This window comes from Pseudaeromonas sp. HNCC25DJ180, from assembly GCF_055413345.1.
Genome location: NZ_JBVAYF010000018.1, coordinates 1 through 21769, shown reverse-complemented (window position 1 = coordinate 21769; position 21769 = coordinate 1). Strand labels below are relative to the sequence as shown.

Here is a 21769-nt window from a genome sequence, read left to right as displayed (position 1 = left end):
CAATGACGTACAGTGCCGTGATCGGTCTGGGTGTGGCCGGAAATTTTGCCGGCCATCTGGAGCAAGCCGGGGAGGCCCGTGATTTTGTCGCCGTCAAGGTCAAGGAGGCCATAGCCCCCAAGGCCATTTTCCCCTTCTATCTGCCCAAGAGCCGTACTTTTCTCGGCACCTATCCCTTGAGCCATAGCCAGATCCGCTTTCCTCAGGGAGGCGATAACCTGCAGATCGAGCCCGAGGTGGGCTTGCTGTGCGACATCGACTACCGTGACGGCCAGGTGGTTGCCCTGACTCCCAAGGCATTTGGCGCCTACAACGACTGCTCCATTCGTAAAGAGGGCGCCCGCAAGATCAGCGAGAAGAAGAACTGGGGCCCGGCCAGCAAGGGAGTCGCCGAGCAACTGCTGCCGCTGGATCACCTGCAGCCGGGCGGGGTACTGGATGGCTATCGCATCGCCAGCTTCCTGCTGCGTGATGGCCAGGTACACCCCTATGGCCTCGACAGCCCTGTGGTGGAGTACAGCTACTTCCACCAGACCCTGCTCGACTGGATAGTGGAGAAGATGAATGAGCAGTTGGATGAGGGGCCGGCCGAGCATATCGCCAGCTTGCTGGCGGCAGCCGACTACCCGGCTCAGGCACTGATCAGCATAGGCGCCACCCGTTACACCCCCTTTGGAGAGAGTCACTTCCTGCAAGTGGGAGACCGCAGCCTGGTGCTGCTCTATCCGGCGGCGGGCTATACGCCAGCAGAGATCCTGGCCAGGGTCGAGGCGGGTGAATATCAGGGCGCGGGGATCTCGGCCCTGCTGCAACAGGTGGTGTGAGCGACTCTGCTTGGTTAACGCACAAGGGCCCCTGGGCCCTTGTTGCTTTTAGGGCCCTGTTGGCTTGCCCTTACTCTGGCTCCTCGGCATCATAATGGCTGGCTTACCCCTTAACCTTCTGCCCTGGCTCATGACCCTGTTATCAGATTTGAAACGTCGATTACTCGCTGCAACCGCGCTGGGGTCGCAAGCCGTGGTGGCGCCCGCCCCACGCCCGCGGCGCCGTCGGGAGCCTGAGCTGGACTCGGCCTTGCGCGCCGCCTGTGAGCAGGCGCTGGATGAGCGCCTGGCCCAGGCCACCCAGCGTCTCAAGCAGAGCTGGCCCCGGCCCACCCTGCGCTTTACCCAGAGGGGCAAGGCGGCGGGCACGGCCCACTTGCAAACATGGGAGATCCGCTTAAACCCGCAGCTGCTGGTGGATAATCGGCAGAGTTTTCTCCATGAGGTGATCCCCCATGAGCTGGCGCACCTGCTGGTTTTTGCCCTGCATGGCCGCTGTGCCCCGCACGGTCGGGAGTGGAAACGCATGATGCAGCAGGTGTTCGAGTTGCCGGGCAGGGTGACCCACCAGCTCGATATCAGCAAGGTAGAGGGCCCGCAGTTCAGTTACCGTTGTGCCTGTCGCGACCATAGCCTGAGTCTGCGCCGCCATAATGCACTGCAGCGTGGTAAGAGCCGCTACCTCTGCCGCCACTGTGGTGTGCCCCTGCAAGCCGTTTGCTAAATCGGTCTATTTTTTCATTGCAGTCTGCCGTGACGTGATTATTGCACCTGTCGCTCTCAAAGATCGGTTTTGTGGTGAATTGGCTGGCGGAATTAATAGCGAGGCGACTCACTGCCATATAATAAAGGCACCGGCCTGAGTCGGTGCCTTTGGCATGATTGGGTAATCGTCGAATTTATCTGAATGACGTTGCTAAGTATTCATTAAATAGTTATAGATCATTAGTTGTTGTGATTGTGTTTGGCCCGGGCGCACTCATCTTTATTGCCATTGGCCGCATTGCTGCAATGCATAACGTCATTGCGATGGTTGACATTAACTTTGGCGCGAACGCATTCATCTCTATTTTGGTTCTTCGCGTTGCTGCAATCAACCACATCATTTTCGGTGTTGATGTTTACTTTAGCGCGGACGCATTCATCTCTATTTTGGTTCTTTGCGTTGCTGCAATCAACAACATCGTTTTCGGTGTTGATGTTTACTTTAGCGCGGATACATTCATCCCTGTTTTGGTTCTGGGCATTGCTGCAGTCTATAACATTATTGGCCATGGCTAGGCCAGTCATACCAAAACTTAATAGAGAAGCCAGAACTAAGGATTTAATATTTGACATGGTAGACCCCGGATTAGAATTTATTTATCTATACCAATAGCGAGAGTGGTTACTCTCTCGGTGCGATGACAGGGCTATAGTTGCATAGGCTCTGTTTTATCTTCAATCGGGATTTAATGCTGTTTGATTCGTGTTGCTGTTTCGTTCAGCTAGCCTAAATGCAGATAAAAATTAAGTATATAAAGGCTAATGTCATCATCCAAACAGATATATATATTTTGCGTAAGCGCAAACAGACTCACTATTTCCAGGGCTGGATTGAACTTTTTGTTTAATGTGTATCTATTATCTATTTAATTCCCATGGTCGATGTTCTTGGGGCACTATCTTGGGCTGACGCCTCTCCTGCTATGCGAGAGCCTGCACGCTATTCCCATCCTCTATCCCGACCTGTAGCATGTTTTGGTGTGTTAAGTTGGGCTCGGTCGGCATAAGCCCAAGCAAGGGCAACTGGGTCACAATCAGAGAGGTCATGATGATAGAGCACGAAGAGATAGCAGGTGTACTGGCCGAGCTGGGTAACCATGCGCTCCCGGCCGTGAAGATCACTCCCCATAAGGCCAAACCGGCGGCACTCTGGAGCAGCAAGTTCGGCGGTCAGCCCTACTGGCCCCGGGGTATGACTTATCCGCATAGTCAGAGCGGGGCGCCGCTCTATCTGCTGGCCCAGTTAAACTTTGCCGAGCTACCGGCACTCAGCGGCTATCCGACCAAGGGGCTGCTGCAGTTCTTTATCGCCAATGACCCGAGTTATGGTCTCGAATTTGACCAGCCGCTGGATCGGCAGCTCGCCGCGCCGGATGGTTATCGCATCGTCTACCACGCCGATGTGAATACCGATGTGGCAGGCCTGGTGACCGATCTGCCCGCAGCGGCGGCGGAGTGCTTTCTGCCGCTGACCGAGGAGTATGCGCTGAGCTTTACCCTGGTGCAGGATCTGCCCGCGCCGAGCGATTATCGCTTCGAGGCCATCGCCCGCAACATAGCGGCAATCGACGAGAGCATGGTGGATGCGCTGTATGACAGGGAGCTAGGCACGGGTAGCAAGCTCGGCGGTTATGCCTATTTTACCCAGGAGGATCCGCGCCCCTATGAGAAATCGGCTGAGGAGTGGCTGCTCTTATTTCAGATGGACACGGCCGATGATGACGATGGCGTCGCTATCATGTGGGGCGACTGTGGGGTGGGTAATTTCTTTATCCAGCCCGATGCCTTGGCCAAACTGGACTTCTCCCGGGTCTGGTATAGCTGGGATTGCTGCTAGCCAGTGCGCTTACCGGCACGGCGCCAGCGCAGTTACTTAACCCAGCCTAGTTACTTAACAGAGGGGGGCTCTCTATGGATCGAAACCCGATAGGGCTAACTGGGTTGGCTATCAGCTTGCTGCTGCTCAGTGGCTGTGGCCAAGCCGTTGCGCCCGCACCCAAGATCGGCATGGCCAACCCGGCCAGCGTCTACTGTGCCCAGCAGGGCGGCAAGAGCGAGTGGGTCACCACAGCGGCCGGGCAAAGCAGCAATTGCCACCTGCCCGATGGGCGCGTGGTGGAGGAGTGGGCGCTCTATCGCGCCACTCATGCCGCTGATGCCACCGCATCCGCAGCTGATGCCACTGCATCTGCCGCTAACGCCCACTAACCCCACCGCACTCTTCTCCCTCTTCTTCCTCTTGGCCTGGTTCCCCCCGCAAGGGGCCACCCGGCCAAGCCCTCTGTGCTGCGAAATCCGCTTTTTACATAAAAATTAGGGATTAATGACCGCGCCTGATTGGGTCTGGTCATCGAGTGCGCTAGCATCAAAGCCACCATGGGCTCGCCCGTGACCGGATTTGACAGGCTGTGCCGGAGCCGAGTGCATAGTGGCGGTGATAGCCAAGGGCGGTAGCGTCGCATTTTTTCGCTGTGGCTTAGGCCCTGTCTCTTCTACACATAGTTGGCCGATGGGTGAGATAAATGCTGAGGAGTGCCTCGAACAGCGCCTCCCTCAGTCAAGGGGGAGGTTGGGAGGGGGGTTGGCTTTTGATGTTTCATAAGCCAAAAAGCAAACCCCACCCCAGCCCTCCCCTTGAAAAAAGGGGAGGGAGCCTCTGCTCCCCGGATCTCTCATTAATGGGGTGGGCGTTGTGTATAAGGATCAGCCCCCCTTCACACCGAGGCCCTATGGATAAGCCAACCCGTAACCGATATCTGCGCCGCGCCGCCATCGTCGTCGGTTTTGGCATCTACTTTATTGCCAATTCTATTTAAAAGTTATGGTGCTATTTTTGTAAGGGTGGGGGTTTGTATGAGGCTGCTCTGGCTTGTGGTGTTTAGCTTTATTTCATCATGTGGTGATCCACTTTGTGAAAACACCCTGATTTCTGATGCGTTGTCATCTGATGGGCGATATACCGCATCCGTGTTTGAAAGAAATTGTGGTGCAACTACTTCTAGTGTGTTTGTTGTTAGTTTGCGACGTGCTGAGGATGAATTTAACCCTTTGGGTGATGACTGGATATTTACAGTTCATGATAAAACACCAATTTATATTAAATGGCATGATGCTTCATTGCACGTTGACTATGTTCAGGTATTTGATAAACCTACGAAAGTAAACAAATGGAAAGACATCTCTATTAAGTATGTGTTGTATTCTCCTGAGCTGCCTGCACAACGCTGAAATATATAAACAATCCATAGGTTTATTAGCGTGGCGTAATCGTACGCATTGTTTTTATTTGTAATGGAGTAATTTAGCTGTGTTAAATGAAATATATAAATATACCGCATTCGGAGTCAAATTTTGCAGTAATAAAAAACTGTCATTAACGCCTGCGGATAAACTTAACGATCCATTTGAATTGTTTCCATCGATAGAGTTTATTAATCAATTTGAAAAAATAGGTGGTAGGAGTGTCACAATTGAACATACATCCTTCATGGCAAAAATTGGCCGAACGGCACTTCAAAGCCGATTAAAGGCATATGGTCTTGTGTGTTTTACTGAAACTCCTGATAATTTATTAATGTGGTCACATTATGCTAATCAACATCAAGGATTGGTAATAGGGTTTGATCCTACCCATCAATGGTTTCATGTGGGTAATGTTGAAGACGCTCATGTCGGTATATTATCTCGTGTGTTCTATCGAAAAAAACGACTTGAGGAATTAGATGAGTTAGGTAGTACTTTAAATGAGGTTTTTTTTCATAAATCAGATGAATGGATGTATGAAAAAGAACATCGAATGGTGTTTCGTCTAAATGATCACCAGAATGGTGATGTTACTAAAAAAGAGCCAAAAAACATGGTCGCTATGCCGAGTGATTCTATCAAATCTATTACTTTTGGTTGTCGGATGACTGTGGGCGATGTCGATAAGATAGTAAAATTATTATCAAAAGATCCAAGCTTGGGTCATGTGCAACTTTTTTATTCATGCTTGTCTAATGCCGGTTATGAAATTGAGCGCAAGGTATTTGAATGGATGGCTTTTTCTAGGAAAATAAAAGGGTTAAAGAAAGTGTATCGAAATCATTCTATTGATAGCTTTATGGACCGCTTGAATCTAACGATTCCTGATGACCGCTAATTATTCAAGACCGTAGGGCGTAATAGCGTAGCGTATTGCGCCGAACGCATAATAGATAAACCGATAACCAAGCATAAAATACTATGGATTATCGATGCATCTGGAAATCTGATGGCACCTATTTTTTACCGTTAATCTTTGCGACAAAATAATAATGCCTTGCTGGTCGAGTAAATTTAATTGCGGCGCTATGCCATGTTGATGGTTAAATTTGGCGCAATACGCTTGGCTATTGCGCCCTACGAACTGGATATTGTTATGTTGAAAATTAATGAGAGTAAAGGATATTCACAAGTTGAATATGAAAACAAAACATCAACTCATGGCTGCGTTTATTCCGATATGTCTGTTGGTGAATTTTTTTGTGCTTTGAATATGCCCTCTGGATTTGTTTTTTCGGAATGTTTTAAACGACGTTTGCATAAATTAAGTATTGATGGTGTTGTCAGGCCAAATGGTCTTTGTGCAGAGTTAAAGAGAGAGGTTTCAGGGGGGAAGACAAGACTTAAAAAGCGAGGATGTTTAAAATGCCTTAAGCCATTCAAAATAAAGCATGATCATATTGACGCATACGAAGAACAATTTATTCATAATTTCAATAACCACCTTAAAATACATAAAATCAAACTTAGCTCATGCGTGAGTAGTCTTGATTCCGTGATGCGTGAATTTATGGAAAAATATGGGCAGAGTCGAACTGGTCACTGGGTAATATATTTGGAGACTGATAATAAAAAGATTTTTCTAGATGTATGCAGGCATGGTGATGATGAATACCTGTGTAAAGATGGATTAAGTGCCTATAAAAATGAATTTCCAGATCTTTTTATATAGATTTATTCTGGTGTAAAACATCTTCGCAATATGAGCTACAACCTGCCAAGCAAATAGTTACTCAAAAAATTTTATTTCGTTAAACAAAGGAGGCTTTCGCCTCCTTTTTTATTGCTCTTAACACCACTTAGTCTTATTTCAACCCGGCGGCGTCGCGCAGCAGGGCGGCCTTGTCGGTCTTTTCCCAGGGGAACTCTTCGCGGCCAAAGTGGCCGTAGGCGGCGGTGGCCTGGTAGATGGGGCGCTTGAGATCCAGCATCTCGATCAGGCCATAGGGGCGCAGATCGAAGAACTGGCGCACCAGTTTGATGAGGTGGCTCTCGTCCAGCTTGCCAGTGCCGAAGGTTTCGACGCTGATGGAGGTGGGCTCGGCTACGCCGATGGCGTAGGAAACCTGGATTTCACAGCGTTCGGCCAGGCCGGCGGCGACGATATTCTTGGCCACATAGCGGGCGGCGTAGGCGGCGGAGCGGTCTACCTTGGAAGGGTCTTTACCGGAGAAGGCGCCGCCACCGTGACGGGCCATGCCGCCGTAGGTGTCCACTATGATCTTGCGACCGGTCAGACCGCAATCGCCCATGGGGCCGCCGATAACGAAACGGCCAGTGGGGTTGATAAAGTACTTGGTCTGGTGAGTCAGCCACTCCTTGGGCAGTACCGGCTTGATGATCTCTTCTTGCACCGCTTCCACCAGATCGTCATGGCTGATGTCTTCTCTGTGCTGGGTAGAGAGCACCACGGCATCGATACCCTGGATCTTGCCATTGCTGTCATAGGCGAAGGTGATCTGGCTCTTGGCATCCGGACGCAGCCAGGGCAGCACGCCACTCTTGCGCACTTCGGACTGGCGCTTGACCAGCAGGTGGGCATAGGTGATGGGGGCGGGCATCAGCACGTCGGTTTCGTTGCTGGCATAGCCGAACATCAACCCCTGGTCACCGGCACCCAGCTCTTTGGGGTCTTTACGGTCGACGCCGCGGTTGATATCCGGGGATTGCTTGCCAATGGCGCTGAGTACGGCGCAGGAGTTGGCATCGAAGCCCATGTCGGAGTGGACATAGCCGATGTCGCGCACGGTCTGGCGTACCAGCTCTTCGATATCGACCCAGGCGGAGGTGGTGATTTCGCCACCGACCAGCACCATACCTGTCTTGACGAAGCTCTCGCAGGCGACGCGGGCCATGGGATCCTGGGCCAGAATGGCATCCAGAACCGCATCGGAGATTTGATCGGCGATCTTGTCGGGATGTCCTTCAGAGACGGACTCGGAGGTGAACAGTCTGGCCATGGTTCTCTCTTCTTAATGCAATGGTGCTTGATGGGGCAACCGCAGCGAGGTGCGGCTATCAGCGGCAGTTGTCGGCCGCGAACGTACGGCAGTGGATGGATGTATCCACATCTGGACGTCTATTCTATTTTTGCCGCGCCGGCATTACCAGTAAAAATTTGGTACCCAGGTCAGGCTCAGGCCACGGAGCGCAGAAATACCCTTATAAAAGAAAGGGAGAGCGGTGGGGCCACAGCGGCTGATCGGCCTGGCGGCGGGCGGTGGCGGCCATTTTGCCGCTCGCTGTTGAGCGGTATGTTGAGGCTCGATGTTGAGCATAGTGCGGCTTGGGTGATAACGCCGGGCGCGCAGTGTAAAAAACAGCCGTTGAGATAGTATTTGCGCAGCCAAGGGGTGTTTGGGAGAATACGCCTCCCAAACGGGCACAGAGCAATAGAGCAATTTAGACCCAGGAGTTACAGATGCCATCTCGTAAAGAGTTAGCCAATGCCATTCGTGCGTTAAGTATGGATGCCGTGCAAAAAGCCAATTCCGGCCACCCAGGTGCCCCCATGGGGATGGCGGATATCGCCGAGGTGTTGTGGCGGGATTACCTCAAGCATAACCCGACCAACCCGAAGTGGGCGGATCGCGACCGTTTCATTCTCTCCAACGGTCATGGCTCCATGCTGCTCTACTCCCTGTTGCACCTCACAGGTTACGATCTCTCTATTGACGATCTGAAGAACTTCCGTCAGTTGCACAGCCGCACGCCGGGCCACCCCGAGTATGGTTATGCGCCGGGCGTAGAAACCACCACGGGCCCGCTGGGTCAGGGCATCACCAACGGTGTGGGCATGGCGCTGGCCGAGAAGATCCTGGCCGCCCAGTTCAACCGTCCTGGTCACGACGTGGTCGATCACCACACCTATGTCTTCATGGGTGATGGTTGCATGATGGAAGGGATCTCCCACGAAGCCTGCTCCCTGGCCGGTACCCTGAAGCTGGGTAAGCTGGTCGCCTTCTGGGATGACAATGGCATCTCCATCGACGGTCATGTGGAAGGGTGGTTCACCGATGACACCGCCGCCCGCTTTGAATCTTACGGCTGGCATGTGGTGCGCGGTGTTGATGGTCATGACGCCGAGGCGATCAAGGCCGCCATCGATGCGGCTCGTGCCGTGACCGACAAGCCGTCACTGCTCTGCTGCAAGACGGTGATCGGCTTTGGTTCACCGAACAAGTCCGGCTCTCACGATTGCCACGGCTCGCCGCTGGGCGCTGCCGAAATCGCCGCCACCCGCGAATTCCTGGGTTGGAACCATGGTCCGTTTGAAATCCCGGCTGATTATTACGAGCAGTGGGATGCCAAGACCGATGGTCAAGTGCTGGAGCGTGAGTGGAGCGAGCGTCTGGCCTCCTACCGCGCCGCCCACCCTGAGCTGGCCGCCGAGTTCGAGCGTCGCATGGCTGGCGAGCTGCCTGCCAACTGGGCGGCAGATTCAGCCAAGTTCATCACCGATCTGCAGGCCAACCCGGCCAAGATCGCCACCCGTAAGGCGAGCCAGAATGCGCTGGATGCTTTTGGTGCCCTGCTGCCGGAACTGCTGGGCGGCTCCGCCGATCTGGCGCCGAGCAACCTGACCATCCACAAGAGCTCCAAGTCCATCACGCCGACCGATGCCTCCGGCAACTATATGCACTACGGGGTGCGTGAGTTTGGTATGTCCGCCATCATGAACGGCGCGACCCTGCACGGTGGCCTCATTCCTTACGGCGCGACCTTCCTGATGTTTATGGAGTACGCCCGTAATGCGGTGCGGATGGCGGCCCTGATGAAACAGCGCTCCATCTTCGTCTATACCCACGACTCTATCGGTCTGGGTGAAGATGGCCCGACGCACCAGCCGGTGGAGCAGATCGCCTCCCTGCGTCTGACCCCCAACATGAGCACCTGGCGCCCCTGTGACCAGGTTGAGTCTGCCGTAGCCTGGAAGTACGCCATTGAGCGTAAAGATGGCCCGACTGCACTCATCTTCTCTCGCCAGAACCTGGCGCAGATGGAGCGGACTCCTGAGCAACTGGCCAATGTGGCCAAGGGCGGCTACGTGTTGAAAGACGCGGCGGGTACCCCGGATCTGCTGCTCATCGCCACCGGCTCCGAAGTGGAGCTGGCCATGGCCGCCGCCACCGAGCTGGAAGCCAAGGGTCGTAAGGTGCGTGTGGTCTCCATCCCTGCTACCGATCTGTTCGATGCCCAGAGCAGCGACTACAAGGAGTCTGTGCTGCCGTCAGCCGTGACTCGTCGTGTGGCCGTGGAAGCGGGTATCGCCGACTACTGGTACAAGTATGTGGGTCTGAACGGCAAGATTGTCGGTATGCATACCTTCGGGGAATCTGCGCCAGCGGAACTGCTGTTCAAGGAGTTTGGCTTCACCGTCGAGAACGTGGTAGCCCAGGCCGAATCCCTGTTCTAAGTTACATTCCTGATACAAAAATGGGAGCTTAGGCTCCCGTTTTTTTTGCATAAATTCCCCTCTGCCTATCGCCTTTGCCGCCCAAGCACAGTAAACTCTTTGCGCCTGGAGCCGCATTCACTTGCGTCTGTGACGTGAGTAGAAAATCGTTTATGCCAATGTGGTTGTCGATCACATTTCATCAAGGGCATGATTTTTCGCTCCTGGCCTGATATGCGTCAAGACGCAATGGCAGCTCCACCGGCTAGAATGCCGCGCTGTCGACGAGAGACGGCGTTGCTCTCCTCCCTCTTTTTACCGTGGTGTCACTCTAGTGTTGACACGGCGGTTGGCCAGCAAACCTTGGCGGGATGCCAGGTTGTGATAAAAGTGGCCACCCGGGCAAGCCAAGGCAACTCGGGAAAAACAGGCTCATTGTTTTGTCTGAAAATCCATAGAGGACTGAATATGTCTGTGATCAAAATGACCGACCTGGACCTGGCTGGTAAGCGCGTACTGATTCGTGCTGACCTGAACGTACCTGTTAAGGATGGTAAAGTTACCTCCGATGCGCGTATCGTAGCCACTCTGCCCACCATCAAGCTGGCCCTGGAAAAGGGTGCCAAGTTGATGATCACCTCCCACCTGGGTCGTCCGACCGAAGGCGAGTACAACGAAGAGTTCTCTCTGCTGCCGGTTGTCAACTATCTGAAAGACGCTCTGTCCTGCCCGGTTCGTCTGGCCAAGGATTACCTGGATGGCGTTGAAGTCGCTGCCGGTGAACTGGTTGTGCTGGAAAACTGCCGTTTCAACAAGGGCGAGAAGAAGAACACCGAAGAGCTGGCCAAGAAGTATGCCGCTCTGTGTGACGTCTTCGTAATGGACGCTTTCGGTACTGCTCACCGCGCCGAAGGTTCTACCCACGGTGTGGCTCAGTACGCGCCGATCGCCTGTGCCGGCCCGCTGCTGGCTGGTGAACTGGATGCCCTGGGCAAGGCCATGCTGAAGCCTGAGCGTCCTATGGTTGCCATCGTTGGTGGCTCCAAGGTTTCTACCAAGCTGACCGTTCTGGAATCTCTCTCCAAGATCGCTGACCAACTGGTTGTGGGTGGTGGTATCGCCAACACCTTCATCGCCGCTGCTGGCCACAATGTTGGTAAGTCTCTGTGCGAACACGACTTGCTCGACACTGCCAAGAAGCTGGCTGCCGAGACCAACATTCCGGTTACTACCGATGTGGTCGTTGGTAAGGAATTCTCCGAAACCACTCCGGCTACCGTTAAGTCTGTTGCCGATGTGTCTGATGACGACATGATTTTCGACATCGGCCCGGATTCTGCCAAGGCTCTGGCTGACATCATCATGAACGCCAAGACCATTCTGTGGAACGGCCCGGTTGGTGTGTTCGAATTCGACCAGTTCGCTGAAGGCACCAAGATCATCGCCGAAGCGATCGCTGCCTCTCCGGCCTTCTCTATCGCTGGCGGTGGTGACACCCTGGCTGCTATCGACAAGTTCGGTATCGCTGACAAGGTTTCCTACATCTCCACTGGCGGCGGCGCCTTCCTGGAGTTCGTAGAAGGCAAGGTTCTGCCAGCGGTTGCTATCCTGGAAGAACGCGCTAAGGGCTAAGCCCAATAAACGGGAGGCACTACCTCCCGTTTCTTCGTTCCTTATGTTCCACAGGGACGTAAAAACCTCTTTGAAACTTCTTCGGTGACCTGGTGACCGGCACCGAAAACTCGATAGGACCATAGAAATGTCTAAGATTTTCGATTTTGTTAAACCAGGCGTGATCACTGGCGACGACGTACAAAAAGTATTTGAAATTGCCAAGGCTAATCAGTTCGCTCTGCCAGCCGTAAACGTGGTGAGCTCTGACTCCATCAACGCCGTTCTGGAAGCTGCTGCCAACGCCAAGGCTCCGGTTGTCGTTCAGTTCTCTAACGGTGGTGCTGCTTTCATGGCCGGTAAGGGTCTGAAGCTGGAAGGTCAACAAGCCGCTATCCTGGGTGCCATCTCTGGTGCCAAGCACGTTCACGCTGTTGCCGAATACTACGGTGTTCCGGTGATCCTGCACACTGACCACGCGGCCAAGAAGCTGCTGCCGTGGATCGACGGTCTGCTGGATGCGGGTGAAAAGCATTTTGCTGAAACTGGCAAGCCGCTGTTCTCCTCCCACATGCTGGATCTGTCCGAAGAGTCTCTGGAAGAGAACATCGACATCTGCTGTGCTTACCTGACTCGCATGGCCAAGATGGGCATGACTCTGGAGCTCGAACTGGGCTGCACCGGCGGTGAAGAAGATGGCGTGGATAACAGCCACATGGACCAATCTGCTCTGTACACCCAGCCTGAAGATGTGGCTTACGCTTACGAGCGTCTGCTGAAGATCAGCCCGCGTTTCACCATCGCTGCCTCTTTCGGTAACGTACACGGCGTCTACAAGCCAGGTAACGTCAAGCTGACTCCGTCCATCCTCGACGCTTCCCAGAAGTTTGTTTCCGAGAAGTACGGTGTGCCTGCCAAGACTCTGAACTTTGTATTCCACGGTGGCTCAGGCTCTACCGCTCAGGAAATCAAGGATTCTGTCAGCTACGGCGTGGTGAAGATGAACATCGACACCGACACCCAGTGGGCAACTTGGGAAGGTCTGCTGAACTACTACAAGGCTAACGAAGGTTACCTGCAGGGTCAGCTGGGCAACCCAGAAGGTGCCGACAAGCCGAACAAGAAGTACTACGATCCGCGCGTATGGCTGCGTAAGGGCCAAGAGTCCATGATCGCCCGTCTGCAACTGGCTTTCAAAGAACTGAACGCCATCGACGTACTGTAATCTCAACATGGCTACCCTTAGGGGTAGTTTGAGATGCTAAAAAACACCGACAGCTTGCTGTCGGTGTTTTTTTATCTGTATTTCATGGGGCTAAACCGTCGATATTTGTGGATGTTAGTGAAATGTTACTTAAACAAAGGTGGCAACTGACTCTCAGCTGGCTTTTTGATATAGTGTTCTTGTTTGTTTGGCAGGTGCTAAACTATTGTTCTAGAAATGGATTTATTGCTTTTTTCTCAGCTTGCTGTCAGTCGTCGCCAGAGCCAAGATGGAGTTGTAGTCGTAATGGATGTCTCTCAGGACAAAACAGATCAATTGCTCGAGTGTCTGGTATTTCTGTCCAAATATTATGCTGTGCCTAATAGTCGAGAAGCCTTGACCGCCGGTTTGCCGCTGACTGATGGCATTTTGACGCCCTCCCTGTTTCCCCGGGCGGCTGAACGGGCTGGTTTCACGGCCAAGGCCCAGAGCATGGCGCTGCCGACTATATCGCCGCTACTCTTGCCCTGCATCCTGTTGCAAAAAGAGGGGGGGGCGTGTGTGCTGCTGGCGCTGGATGTGGCCAAGGATGAGGCTTGTGTCATGTTGCCCTTGCTGGGCAGTGAGCAACAGACCATTTCGGTAGCGCAACTGACGGAGCTGTACACTGGCACCACGCTGCTACTCAAGAAACAGTTTCGCTATGATGCCCGCTCGCCCAAGGTATTGGAAACCCGCGCTGGCCATTGGTTCTGGAGCACCTTGCTGGAGTCGACTCCCATCTATCGTGATGTGTTGGTAGCCTCGATCCTGATCAATCTATTCGCTGTGGTCAGCCCCCTGTTCACCATGAATGTCTACGACAAGATAGTGCCTAATCTGGCATTTGATTCTCTCTGGGTGCTGGCGATCGGTGTCTCTATTGTCTGTGTTTTTGATTTTGCCATGCGACAGCTTCGCAGTTATTTTATTGATATTGCTGGAAAAAAATCTGACGTCCTGCTCTCTGCCAAAATCTTCTCCAAAGTGATGGGTATTCGCATGGAGGCCAGGCCCGCGTCCACCGGGGCGTTTGCCAAACAGCTGCAAGAGTTCGAGTCGATCCGCGAGTTTTTTACCTCGGCGACCGTCTCAGCCCTGATCGATCTGCCCTTTGCCTTCTTCTTCCTGTTTATCATCTGGATCTTCTCCGGTCCCATGGTGCTGGTGCCTCTGGTCGCTATCCTGATCCTGACGGCTTACAGCCTCTACATCCAGGAGCCGTTGCGGACCAGCATTGAAGAGGGGTCGCGGCTAGCCTCGCAGAAGTATGCCAACCTGATCGAGGGGATCGCTGGCTTGGAGGCAGTGAAAATTTTCGGGGCTGAAAGCAACTTCCAGCATAGATGGGAGCAGGCGGTCAGCCACATGTCCACTTGGGGGATTGAAACTCGGCGCATTACCAATCGGGTCGCCACCCTGGCCAGCTTTGCCCAGCAGATGGCCACTGTAGCCCTGGTGGTGTTGGGGGTTTACCTCATCTCTGAGGGCAGCATCACCATGGGGGGCATGATAGCCGCCGTGATGCTCTCCAGTCGTGCCATCTCGCCGCTGGTGCAGCTCTCGGTACTCTCTACCCGCTATAACCAGGCCAAGTCGGCCATGATGCTCATCGGCAAGATCATGGATAGCCCCAGTGAGCAGGAGGATAGCCGCCAGTATATTCAGCACTCGGTATTCAATGGCCATATTGAGTTTGAAGGGGTGACCTTCAACTATCCAGAGTCTGAGCAAGCGTCGCTGCACAATATTAATCTGGTGATCCGGCCCGGTGAGAAGGTCGCCATCATAGGGCGAGTTGGGGCGGGCAAGACCACGCTCGAGAAGCTGTTGCTGGGACTCTATCGCCCTCAGAGCGGTTCCATTCGGCTGGATGGTTACGATCTGGCCCAGATCCACCCTGCGGTCTTGCGGCGCAACATAGGTTGTGTACCTCAGGATATCACCCTGTTTTTTGGCACGATCAGAGACAACATCATAGTCGGTCACCCGCTGGTTGATGATATGCGGGTATTACGCGCAGCTCGCCGTGGCGGGGTGACCGAGTTTACCAGTCGTGACCCTAACGGTCTGGAGCGTCAAGTTGGGGAGGCGGGGCGTCTGCTCTCCGGTGGCCAGCGGCAAGCGATTGCGCTGGCCCGGGCGCTGTTGACCGATCCGCCCATACTGCTCCTGGATGAGCCGACCTCCAACATGGATAACCGCTCTGAGAGCCTGGTGAAGGAGGAGCTGGCACGACTGGACAAACATACCACCCTCATTCTCATCACCCATAGAACCACTATGCTGGATGCGGTGGATCGGCTGGTTGTGATGGATCACGGCACCATAGTGGCCGATGGTCCACGGCTTGAGGTGTTGCAGATGCTGAAAGAGGGGCGGATCCGGGTGAGAGAGGCTAGCGATGAATAAACCGACATTACCACGACATGAGCAATTGGAGTTTGTCGATGACGGTACGGCTGCTGTCTTGCTCAACACCCCGACTCGCGCGCGGATCCTGCTATGGAGCTGCTTTGCCTTTTTCATTGTGGCCATTATCTGGGCGGCCTGGGCGCAGTTGGATGAGGTGACATCGGGGCAGGGCAAGGTGATCCCTTCGCGTCAGTTGCAGGTGGTGCAGAACCTAGAGGGCGGTATTGTCAAAGAGGTCTTTGTCCACGAGGGGGACATAGTGCAGATTGGCCAGGAGTTGATGCGTATCGATGATACCCGCTTCCGCTCCGACTTTCGTGAACGTGAGCAAGAGCTGGTCAGCCTCAAGGGGGATGTGGCGCGTCTGATGGCTGAGATGGCTAGCGTCAAGGTGTTGGCCGAGAGCAAGCGCCCCTGGCGTGAACAGATCGCTATTACTGTGCAGCCGATAGTATTCCCTGAGGGTTACGCCCAAGTTTTTCCCGAGTATGCCAGACGGCAAACCAGTGCTCGGGATGAGAGCCTCAACAATTTGCGGAACCAGCTCTTCATCATGACTCAGCAGATAGAGCAGAAGGAGAGCGAGATCATCGAGATCAACGCCAAGATCCGCACCCTGAGTCGCAGCGTCGATTTGGCTAGCCAAGAGCTGAGCCTGAACCGTCCGTTAGCCAAGGAGGGGATTGTGCCCCAGGTCGAACTCATCAAGCTGGAGCGTCAGGTAAATGATATGCGTGGTGAGCTGGAAAATACCCGTTTGTTACTGCCCAAGCAGGATCTGTTTCTCAAAGAGGCGATCCTCAAGCGGGTGGATATCGCCTTGAAGTTTCGGGTGGATAGCCAAAATGAGTTGGAAGATAAGCAAAATAAACTGGAACAACTGACAGAGGGGCAAGTCGGCTTAAAAGACCGCGTAGCCAGGACCAGCGTGCTCTCGCCGGTGAAAGGCACCATCAAAACCATCAAGGTCAATACGGTGGGGGGGGTTGTGCAACCGGGTATGGATTTGGTAGAAGTGGTTCCGCTTGAGGATAACCTGTTAGTCGAGGCTCGAGTATTACCCAAAGACATTGCCTTCCTCCGGCCTGGGTTACCCGCCGTAGTTAAGATAACAGCCTATGATTTTGCCATCTATGGTGGCTTGAAAGGAACGCTGGAGCATATCAGTGCTGACACTATCCAGGATGAAAAAGGGAATGCTTTCTATCTGGTTCGAGTCAGAACGGATAAGAGTTTCTTGGGGGATGCAAGTAAACCACTGCCTATCATTCCGGGCATGATGGCCAATGTGGACATCATTACTGGGAAAAAGAGCGTACTGGATTACATTTTGAAACCTATACTGAGAGCTAGGTACACAGCTCTGCGTGAAAGATAAAGATGGGGGTTTAAGGAATGAACAAGAAAACAGTAATAGCGCTCGTGATCGGTTGCATGACGCAGTTTGCTAATGCCCAGAGCCTAGAGCAGGCGGTATCGCAGACTTTGCAAAGTAACCCGAAGATCAAGGAAGCTTACGATCTCTATCTCTCCCGTCAGCATCAGATTGATGAGGCCAAGGCGGGGTATATGCCCAAGCTAGATGCAGTTGCAGGTATTGGGCCTGAGCGCATCACTCCCGCTGGTTCAGATGATACCAGCTCGCTCACGCGCAAAGACTTATCGCTAAGTTTGCGGCAGATGTTGTTTGATGGTTTTGATACCAGTAGCAATGTGGACCGGACCGATGCCGAGGCTAAGGCTCAGCGCCTCTCCGTGCTCTCGACCGCGGAAAATACTGCTCTGCGTGTGGCAGAAGTCTATTTGGCCATGCTGAAACAGGAAGAGATCTACGCCCTCTCCAAGGATAACTTGGCGACTCACGAACAGATATTGAGTGACATCTCCAAACGTACGACCTCAGGCGTAGGGTCAACGGCCGATTTGACCCAGATCCAGGGGCGTGTGGCTCAAGCCTATTCCAATATGGCGGCTGCGCAAAATAATCTGGATGATGCTCGGGCTCAATTTATTCGAGTCGTCAATTCAGAGCCGGAGAATTTGGTACAACCCGTGCCTGATGCCACCACAATTCCAGCCAATCTGGATGAGGCCATAAAGAAAGCGACCAGTGATAACCCGGTGCTGCTCTCTGCGTTGCAAGATATTGAGGCGGCCAATTATCAGCACGAGGGCGCCAAGGCTAATTACTATCCGAAAGTATCGATTGAGGCAGGTCAAAGCTGGTATGACGATGCCAATGGTGCAGAGGGGAACAGTGACGAGCTGAGTGCCATGTTGCGTGTGCGCTATAACCTGTTCAATGGTGGCGCGGATGATGCCCGTTCTGCTTCTACTGCAGCCTTGGCTTCTCAGGCTAAAGACATTCATATGAATGCCTATCGTGAGGTGGAAGAGGGTACTCGGTTGGCTTGGCAGGCTCGAGAATCACTGAAGCAACAAAAAGGCTACATGCAACAACATGTTGAGTCTAGCAACCAGACGGTTAAAGCCTACAAACAGCAATTTACCCTGGGCCAACGCACCTTGTTGGATGTGTTGAATACCGAAAATGAATTGTTTGAAGCCAGAAAGAATTATATCGGGGCTGACTACGATGAACTGCAAGCTCAGTACCGGATCCTGAATGCGACCGGTAAATTGCTGGATAGTTTACGTGTGGTGAAACCCGATAACTGGCAAGAGCAGAAAAAATAAGGAGGAATTGCTATGAATCGTTACGCTACGGTTGCTTTATGCATCTTAATGTTAGCTGGCTGTTCCTCTGTAGTAGATGAGGGGCACTATAAGGTAAATCAGGTTGCCGATCTGAAAGACCAGGACAGTGATGGCGTCATCAATGCGCGTGATAAATGTGCTGACACTGAGTTAGGTAGCTTGGTGGATAATGATGGTTGCCCGACTCAGTCGGCCCTAGATACGGTGCAAGATCTGCATGTGTTGTTTGATCATGACAAAGATGTGGTGAAACCGGAGTTTTTCCCCAACATTGCCAGCATGGCGACCTTTATGCGCAGCCATACCGATATGACGCTGGTGATGGAAGGCCATGCCAGTCAAGTGGGGACGGACGAACATAATCAAGCCTTGTCTCTACGTCGTGCCGCTGCGGTCAAACACATTATGGTCTCTGAGCATGGCATTGCCGCCGACCGAGTGATTTTGAAGCCTTTTGCGGCCACACATCCCGCTGTGCTGGGGCAAGATGAACAGGCTCATAGTGCCAATCGACGCGTAGTGGGCTCACTGGCTGCAACCAACTCAGAGTTAGTAAGGAAATGGACCGTGTTTAGCGTATCGAAAGGTTTCTAATCTTATGCGTGGCTGGTTCGGTCTGATAAGTATGGGGGTCATTTTGATCCCCATGCTTATTGCGGCTGAACCGCATTCTGCAGCAGATGAACAAACGATAGCTGCAGCCAGGCACAGCTACGGTGTCAGAGCTGGAGTACGTACCACCAATTGGCGTGACTTAGTGGCTAGGGGCAAGCGTGAATCTTGGCATGAGTCGCAAGCCCTGGCTGAAGTAAATCGTTTTTTCAATAGGCTACAATTTATTGATGATTATAGCCTCTGGGGTATGAATGATTACTGGGCCGTTCCCTTAGAGTTTTTGGGGGCAGCAGCAGGTGATTGTGAAGATTACAGTATTGCCAAGTATTTTACCTTGCTTGAACTGGGCATTCCGGATGCAAAAATGCGAATGGTCTACGTTAAGGCGCTAAGCTATCAACAATTTCATATGGTTGTCGCATATTACCCCTCTCCTGCTGCCGTTCCGCTTATCCTTGATAATATCGATGGTGTCATCAAACCTGCGACCAAGCGCAGGGATTTGGTGCCAGTCTTCAGTTTTAACGGCTCTCACCTCTGGTTAATGAAAGCGCGAGGGCAAGGTCAGTTGGCTGGCAGCTCATCCCGGTTAAAATTATGGACAGATCTGCAGAGCCGCTTTTCAGGACAAAAACTTAAGCAGCCTAAATTACATCTGGATGATTAATATATGACTCTATACAGACAACTATTGGCAACCATGTTGGCACTGTTCGCCATCTTGTTTGTCGCTGCCTATTTGGTGCAATTTAACTCTACCAGGAGTTATTTGGCCCAGCAGTTAAGCCTCTCTGTGACCAGTACGGCAAATAGTGTTGGTCTGGCTCTTACGCCCTATCTGGAAACGGCGGATAAGGTCGGCGCAGAATCCGTGATAAATGCGGCATTTGATGGTGGCTTCTATCAGCGATTCCGACTGAAAATGCTGGCTGATAATAGCGAGATTGTGAAAGAAAACACCTCGAAGATTGAGGGGGTTCCAGATTGGTTTATTAACTTAAAGCTGTTTGAACCTGTTAAATTTGAATCAATTTTAACTTCAGGCTGGTTGCAATTAGGTCAACTGGATGTGGAAGGTAATCCAGGTCAGGCCTATTACGAGTTATGGCGTGGCATGCGAGAGCTGTTGATCTCGTTTTTTACTGCCTTCCTCGTTACTACCTTGCTGTTGATGCAAGCATTACGTTATCTGTTGAAACCGCTCGAGCAGATCTCTACCCAAGCGGTAGAAATTGAACAACACCACTTTGGTCATGCTATTCCACTCCCCAAAACGACTGAGCTAAAAAAAGTAGTTTTATCTATCAATACGTTAACCGCCAAACTAGCCAACCAGTTCAAAGAGCAGGCCGAGGCTACCGAGCATCTACGCGAGCGTGTTTACCGTGATGCGGTTTCAGGCCTGGGTAACCGAGCTCACTTCATGGGGCAGGTCAATGCCTGGATCGCCGAGTCGGGGCAGGGTGGCGTGATGTTGGTAGCGGTAGATGTTCTGGATGATATTTATCGGGATGACGGCTTTGGTGCGCGCGATAATATGGTCAAATCAGTCGCCGTTACCTTAGCTGACGTGCTGCGGCCCTATGAGGGGCATGCCTTGGCTCGCATCTCAGCTACTGAGTATGCCCTCTTACTGCCTGGTATTGAAAACGCAGAGCTTAACGATATTGGTCAGCAGGTTAACCGGGCCATTGCGGAGTTGGTGGTTAATCCGATAGAGCAGGAGCATCCCATCTCTGTGGTGGGGATTGCCGAGCGGGCGGCAGATGACGATTTATCTTCGCTGCTAACGAAAGCCGATAGTGCTCTTCGACGTGCTCGCAGTGAGCGCCAGGGGGCCGTTGTGATGGCTCGCCATGATAAGAGTGATGGCTTGGGGCGGATAGCATGGCGTAATTTATTGGAGCTAGCCTTGCAGCAGAATTTGTTCCGCTTCAAGAGCCAGCCTGCGATTATGCTGGCCACAGGTCAGCAATACCATGCCGAATTGTTCACGTCGATCCATAAAGATGGTGAAGACTATTTTGCCGGGCAATTCATGTCGGCATTGGAGCAGTTCAAGCTGGGTGCCGAGTTCGATAAGCATGTGCTGCACTCTGTTTCTGAGCGGCTTACGGCAAACCGAAAACTCAAATTAGCCATCAATCTGACGTTGACCTCTATCTCTTCGACCCAGTTTGTCGCCTGGTTGGATGACTATCTAGCCAATCATCTGCAGTTGGCCGAACAACTGTTTTTTGAGTTGCCTGAGTCGGCCATAGTTCACTCCCGCCAGCAAGTTGAGCTGCTGTTAGCGGTACTCAGACGGCATGACTTCTCATGGGGGGTTGATCAGTATGGCCGGAATTTCCAGTCGTTAGATTATTTGGAAACGCTACGACCCTCTTATGTAAAGGTCGATCACGGTTATACCAGCATGGTTCTCAAGGACGAGGGCGATCAGGCCTTTCTTTCGGCCGTGTGCCGGACGGCGCACCATGCAGGGGTGGTGACCATTGCAACTCGCGTAGAAAATCAGGAACAGGTTCAAGCGCTATCCAAATTATTTGTCGATGGATATCAAGGCTTTATTTCTCCTCCCACTACTCTTATCTAATACTATACCCTACGAATAGGCCACTTTCGGGTGGCCTATTTCTTTCCCTTTCTGCAATGCCTTTTCTTGTCGTCATATCAGAAGTAATGGACTCGTTGATGGGCTTGCAATCGTCAGTTTGTGCGCTAGCGCCCCTAGTCATTACGCACTAACAAAGGAAATGTTAACCATACGTTTCTATTTGTTGCGATCGTTGGCGATGTTTTGATGAAACCGTCGTTCATTTTTGATACGGAACTCTTGCTTATCCCTGTCTACGCTTAAATGAGCGATTTTGGGGTGGC

General features: G+C 52.5%; 18 protein-coding genes. 17 read left to right on the top strand and 1 reads right to left on the bottom strand.

Going from position 1 to position 21769, the window contains the following annotated elements; all coding sequences use genetic code 11:
- Positions 1 to 2 precede the first annotated feature (2 nt).
- The 8 genes from ACZYTD_RS15400 (at position 3) to ACZYTD_RS15365 (ending at position 6564) form a co-directional block, all read left to right on the top strand.
- Positions 3 to 824: a DUF5718 family protein gene (locus ACZYTD_RS15400; RefSeq protein ID WP_463893363.1), complete on the top strand. Its 822-nt coding sequence runs from the start codon at positions 3 to 5 to the stop codon at positions 822 to 824.
- Positions 825 to 972: 148 nt separating this feature from the next.
- Positions 973 to 1548 (top strand): SprT family zinc-dependent metalloprotease, encoded by a 576-nt coding sequence (locus tag ACZYTD_RS15395; protein WP_463893362.1) that lies wholly within the window; start codon positions 973 to 975, stop codon positions 1546 to 1548.
- Between the two features lie 158 nt (positions 1549 to 1706).
- Positions 1707 to 2105, top strand: a complete 399-nt coding sequence (locus ACZYTD_RS15390; RefSeq protein ID WP_463893360.1) for a hypothetical protein — start codon at positions 1707 to 1709, stop codon at positions 2103 to 2105.
- Between the two features lie 529 nt (positions 2106 to 2634).
- Complete coding sequence (locus tag ACZYTD_RS15385) at positions 2635 to 3426, top strand: YwqG family protein (protein ID WP_463893358.1); 792 nt, start codon at positions 2635 to 2637, stop codon at positions 3424 to 3426.
- Between the two features lie 74 nt (positions 3427 to 3500).
- Positions 3501 to 3797, top strand: coding sequence for a putative hemolysin (locus ACZYTD_RS15380; RefSeq protein ID WP_463893357.1), 297 nt, complete (start codon positions 3501 to 3503; stop codon positions 3795 to 3797).
- Between the two features lie 645 nt (positions 3798 to 4442).
- On the top strand, positions 4443 to 4817 hold the full coding sequence (locus tag ACZYTD_RS15375; protein ID WP_463893355.1) for a hypothetical protein: 375 nt from the start codon (positions 4443 to 4445) through the stop codon (positions 4815 to 4817).
- A 79-nt stretch (positions 4818 to 4896) separates the two neighbouring features.
- Positions 4897 to 5730: a DUF2971 domain-containing protein gene (locus ACZYTD_RS15370; protein WP_463893353.1), complete on the top strand. Its 834-nt coding sequence runs from the start codon at positions 4897 to 4899 to the stop codon at positions 5728 to 5730.
- Between the two features lie 195 nt (positions 5731 to 5925).
- Positions 5926 to 6564, top strand: coding sequence for a hypothetical protein (locus ACZYTD_RS15365; RefSeq protein WP_463893351.1), 639 nt, complete (start codon positions 5926 to 5928; stop codon positions 6562 to 6564).
- 133 nt (positions 6565 to 6697) lie between these two features.
- Here ACZYTD_RS15365 and metK read toward each other — a convergent pair whose 3' ends face one another.
- Entirely contained in the window at positions 6698 to 7852 is a 1155-nt protein-coding gene (metK, locus tag ACZYTD_RS15360; protein WP_463893350.1) for a methionine adenosyltransferase, read from the bottom strand.
- A gap of 461 nt (positions 7853 to 8313) precedes the next feature.
- On the opposite strand from metK, the gene tkt reads away from it, so the two are divergent.
- The 9 genes from tkt (at position 8314) to ACZYTD_RS15315 (ending at position 21485) form a co-directional block, all read left to right on the top strand.
- On the top strand, positions 8314 to 10308 hold the full coding sequence (gene tkt, locus ACZYTD_RS15355; RefSeq protein WP_463893349.1) for a transketolase: 1995 nt from the start codon (positions 8314 to 8316) through the stop codon (positions 10306 to 10308).
- Between the two features lie 447 nt (positions 10309 to 10755).
- Positions 10756 to 11919, top strand: a complete 1164-nt coding sequence (locus ACZYTD_RS15350) for a phosphoglycerate kinase (RefSeq protein WP_463893347.1) — start codon at positions 10756 to 10758, stop codon at positions 11917 to 11919.
- Between the two features lie 127 nt (positions 11920 to 12046).
- Positions 12047 to 13123: a class II fructose-bisphosphate aldolase gene (gene fbaA, locus ACZYTD_RS15345; RefSeq protein WP_463893345.1), complete on the top strand. Its 1077-nt coding sequence runs from the start codon at positions 12047 to 12049 to the stop codon at positions 13121 to 13123.
- A gap of 285 nt (positions 13124 to 13408) precedes the next feature.
- Positions 13409 to 15553: a type I secretion system permease/ATPase gene (locus ACZYTD_RS15340; RefSeq protein WP_463893342.1), complete on the top strand. Its 2145-nt coding sequence runs from the start codon at positions 13409 to 13411 to the stop codon at positions 15551 to 15553.
- Positions 15546 to 16934: an HlyD family type I secretion periplasmic adaptor subunit gene (locus ACZYTD_RS15335; protein WP_463893340.1), complete on the top strand. Its 1389-nt coding sequence runs from the start codon at positions 15546 to 15548 to the stop codon at positions 16932 to 16934. The genes ACZYTD_RS15340 and ACZYTD_RS15335 overlap by 8 nt, the downstream gene beginning before the upstream one ends.
- Positions 16935 to 16990: 56 nt before the next feature.
- Positions 16991 to 18253, top strand: a complete 1263-nt coding sequence (locus tag ACZYTD_RS15330) for a TolC family outer membrane protein (protein ID WP_463893338.1) — start codon at positions 16991 to 16993, stop codon at positions 18251 to 18253.
- A gap of 12 nt (positions 18254 to 18265) precedes the next feature.
- Entirely contained in the window at positions 18266 to 18868 is a 603-nt protein-coding gene (locus tag ACZYTD_RS15325) for an OmpA family protein (RefSeq protein ID WP_463893336.1), read from the top strand.
- A gap of 4 nt (positions 18869 to 18872) precedes the next feature.
- Complete coding sequence (locus tag ACZYTD_RS15320; protein WP_463893334.1) at positions 18873 to 19556, top strand: transglutaminase-like cysteine peptidase; 684 nt, start codon at positions 18873 to 18875, stop codon at positions 19554 to 19556.
- 3 nt (positions 19557 to 19559) lie between these two features.
- Positions 19560 to 21485 (top strand): bifunctional diguanylate cyclase/phosphodiesterase, encoded by a 1926-nt coding sequence (locus ACZYTD_RS15315; RefSeq protein ID WP_463893331.1) that lies wholly within the window; start codon positions 19560 to 19562, stop codon positions 21483 to 21485.
- The last annotated feature ends 284 nt before the right edge of the window (positions 21486 to 21769 follow it).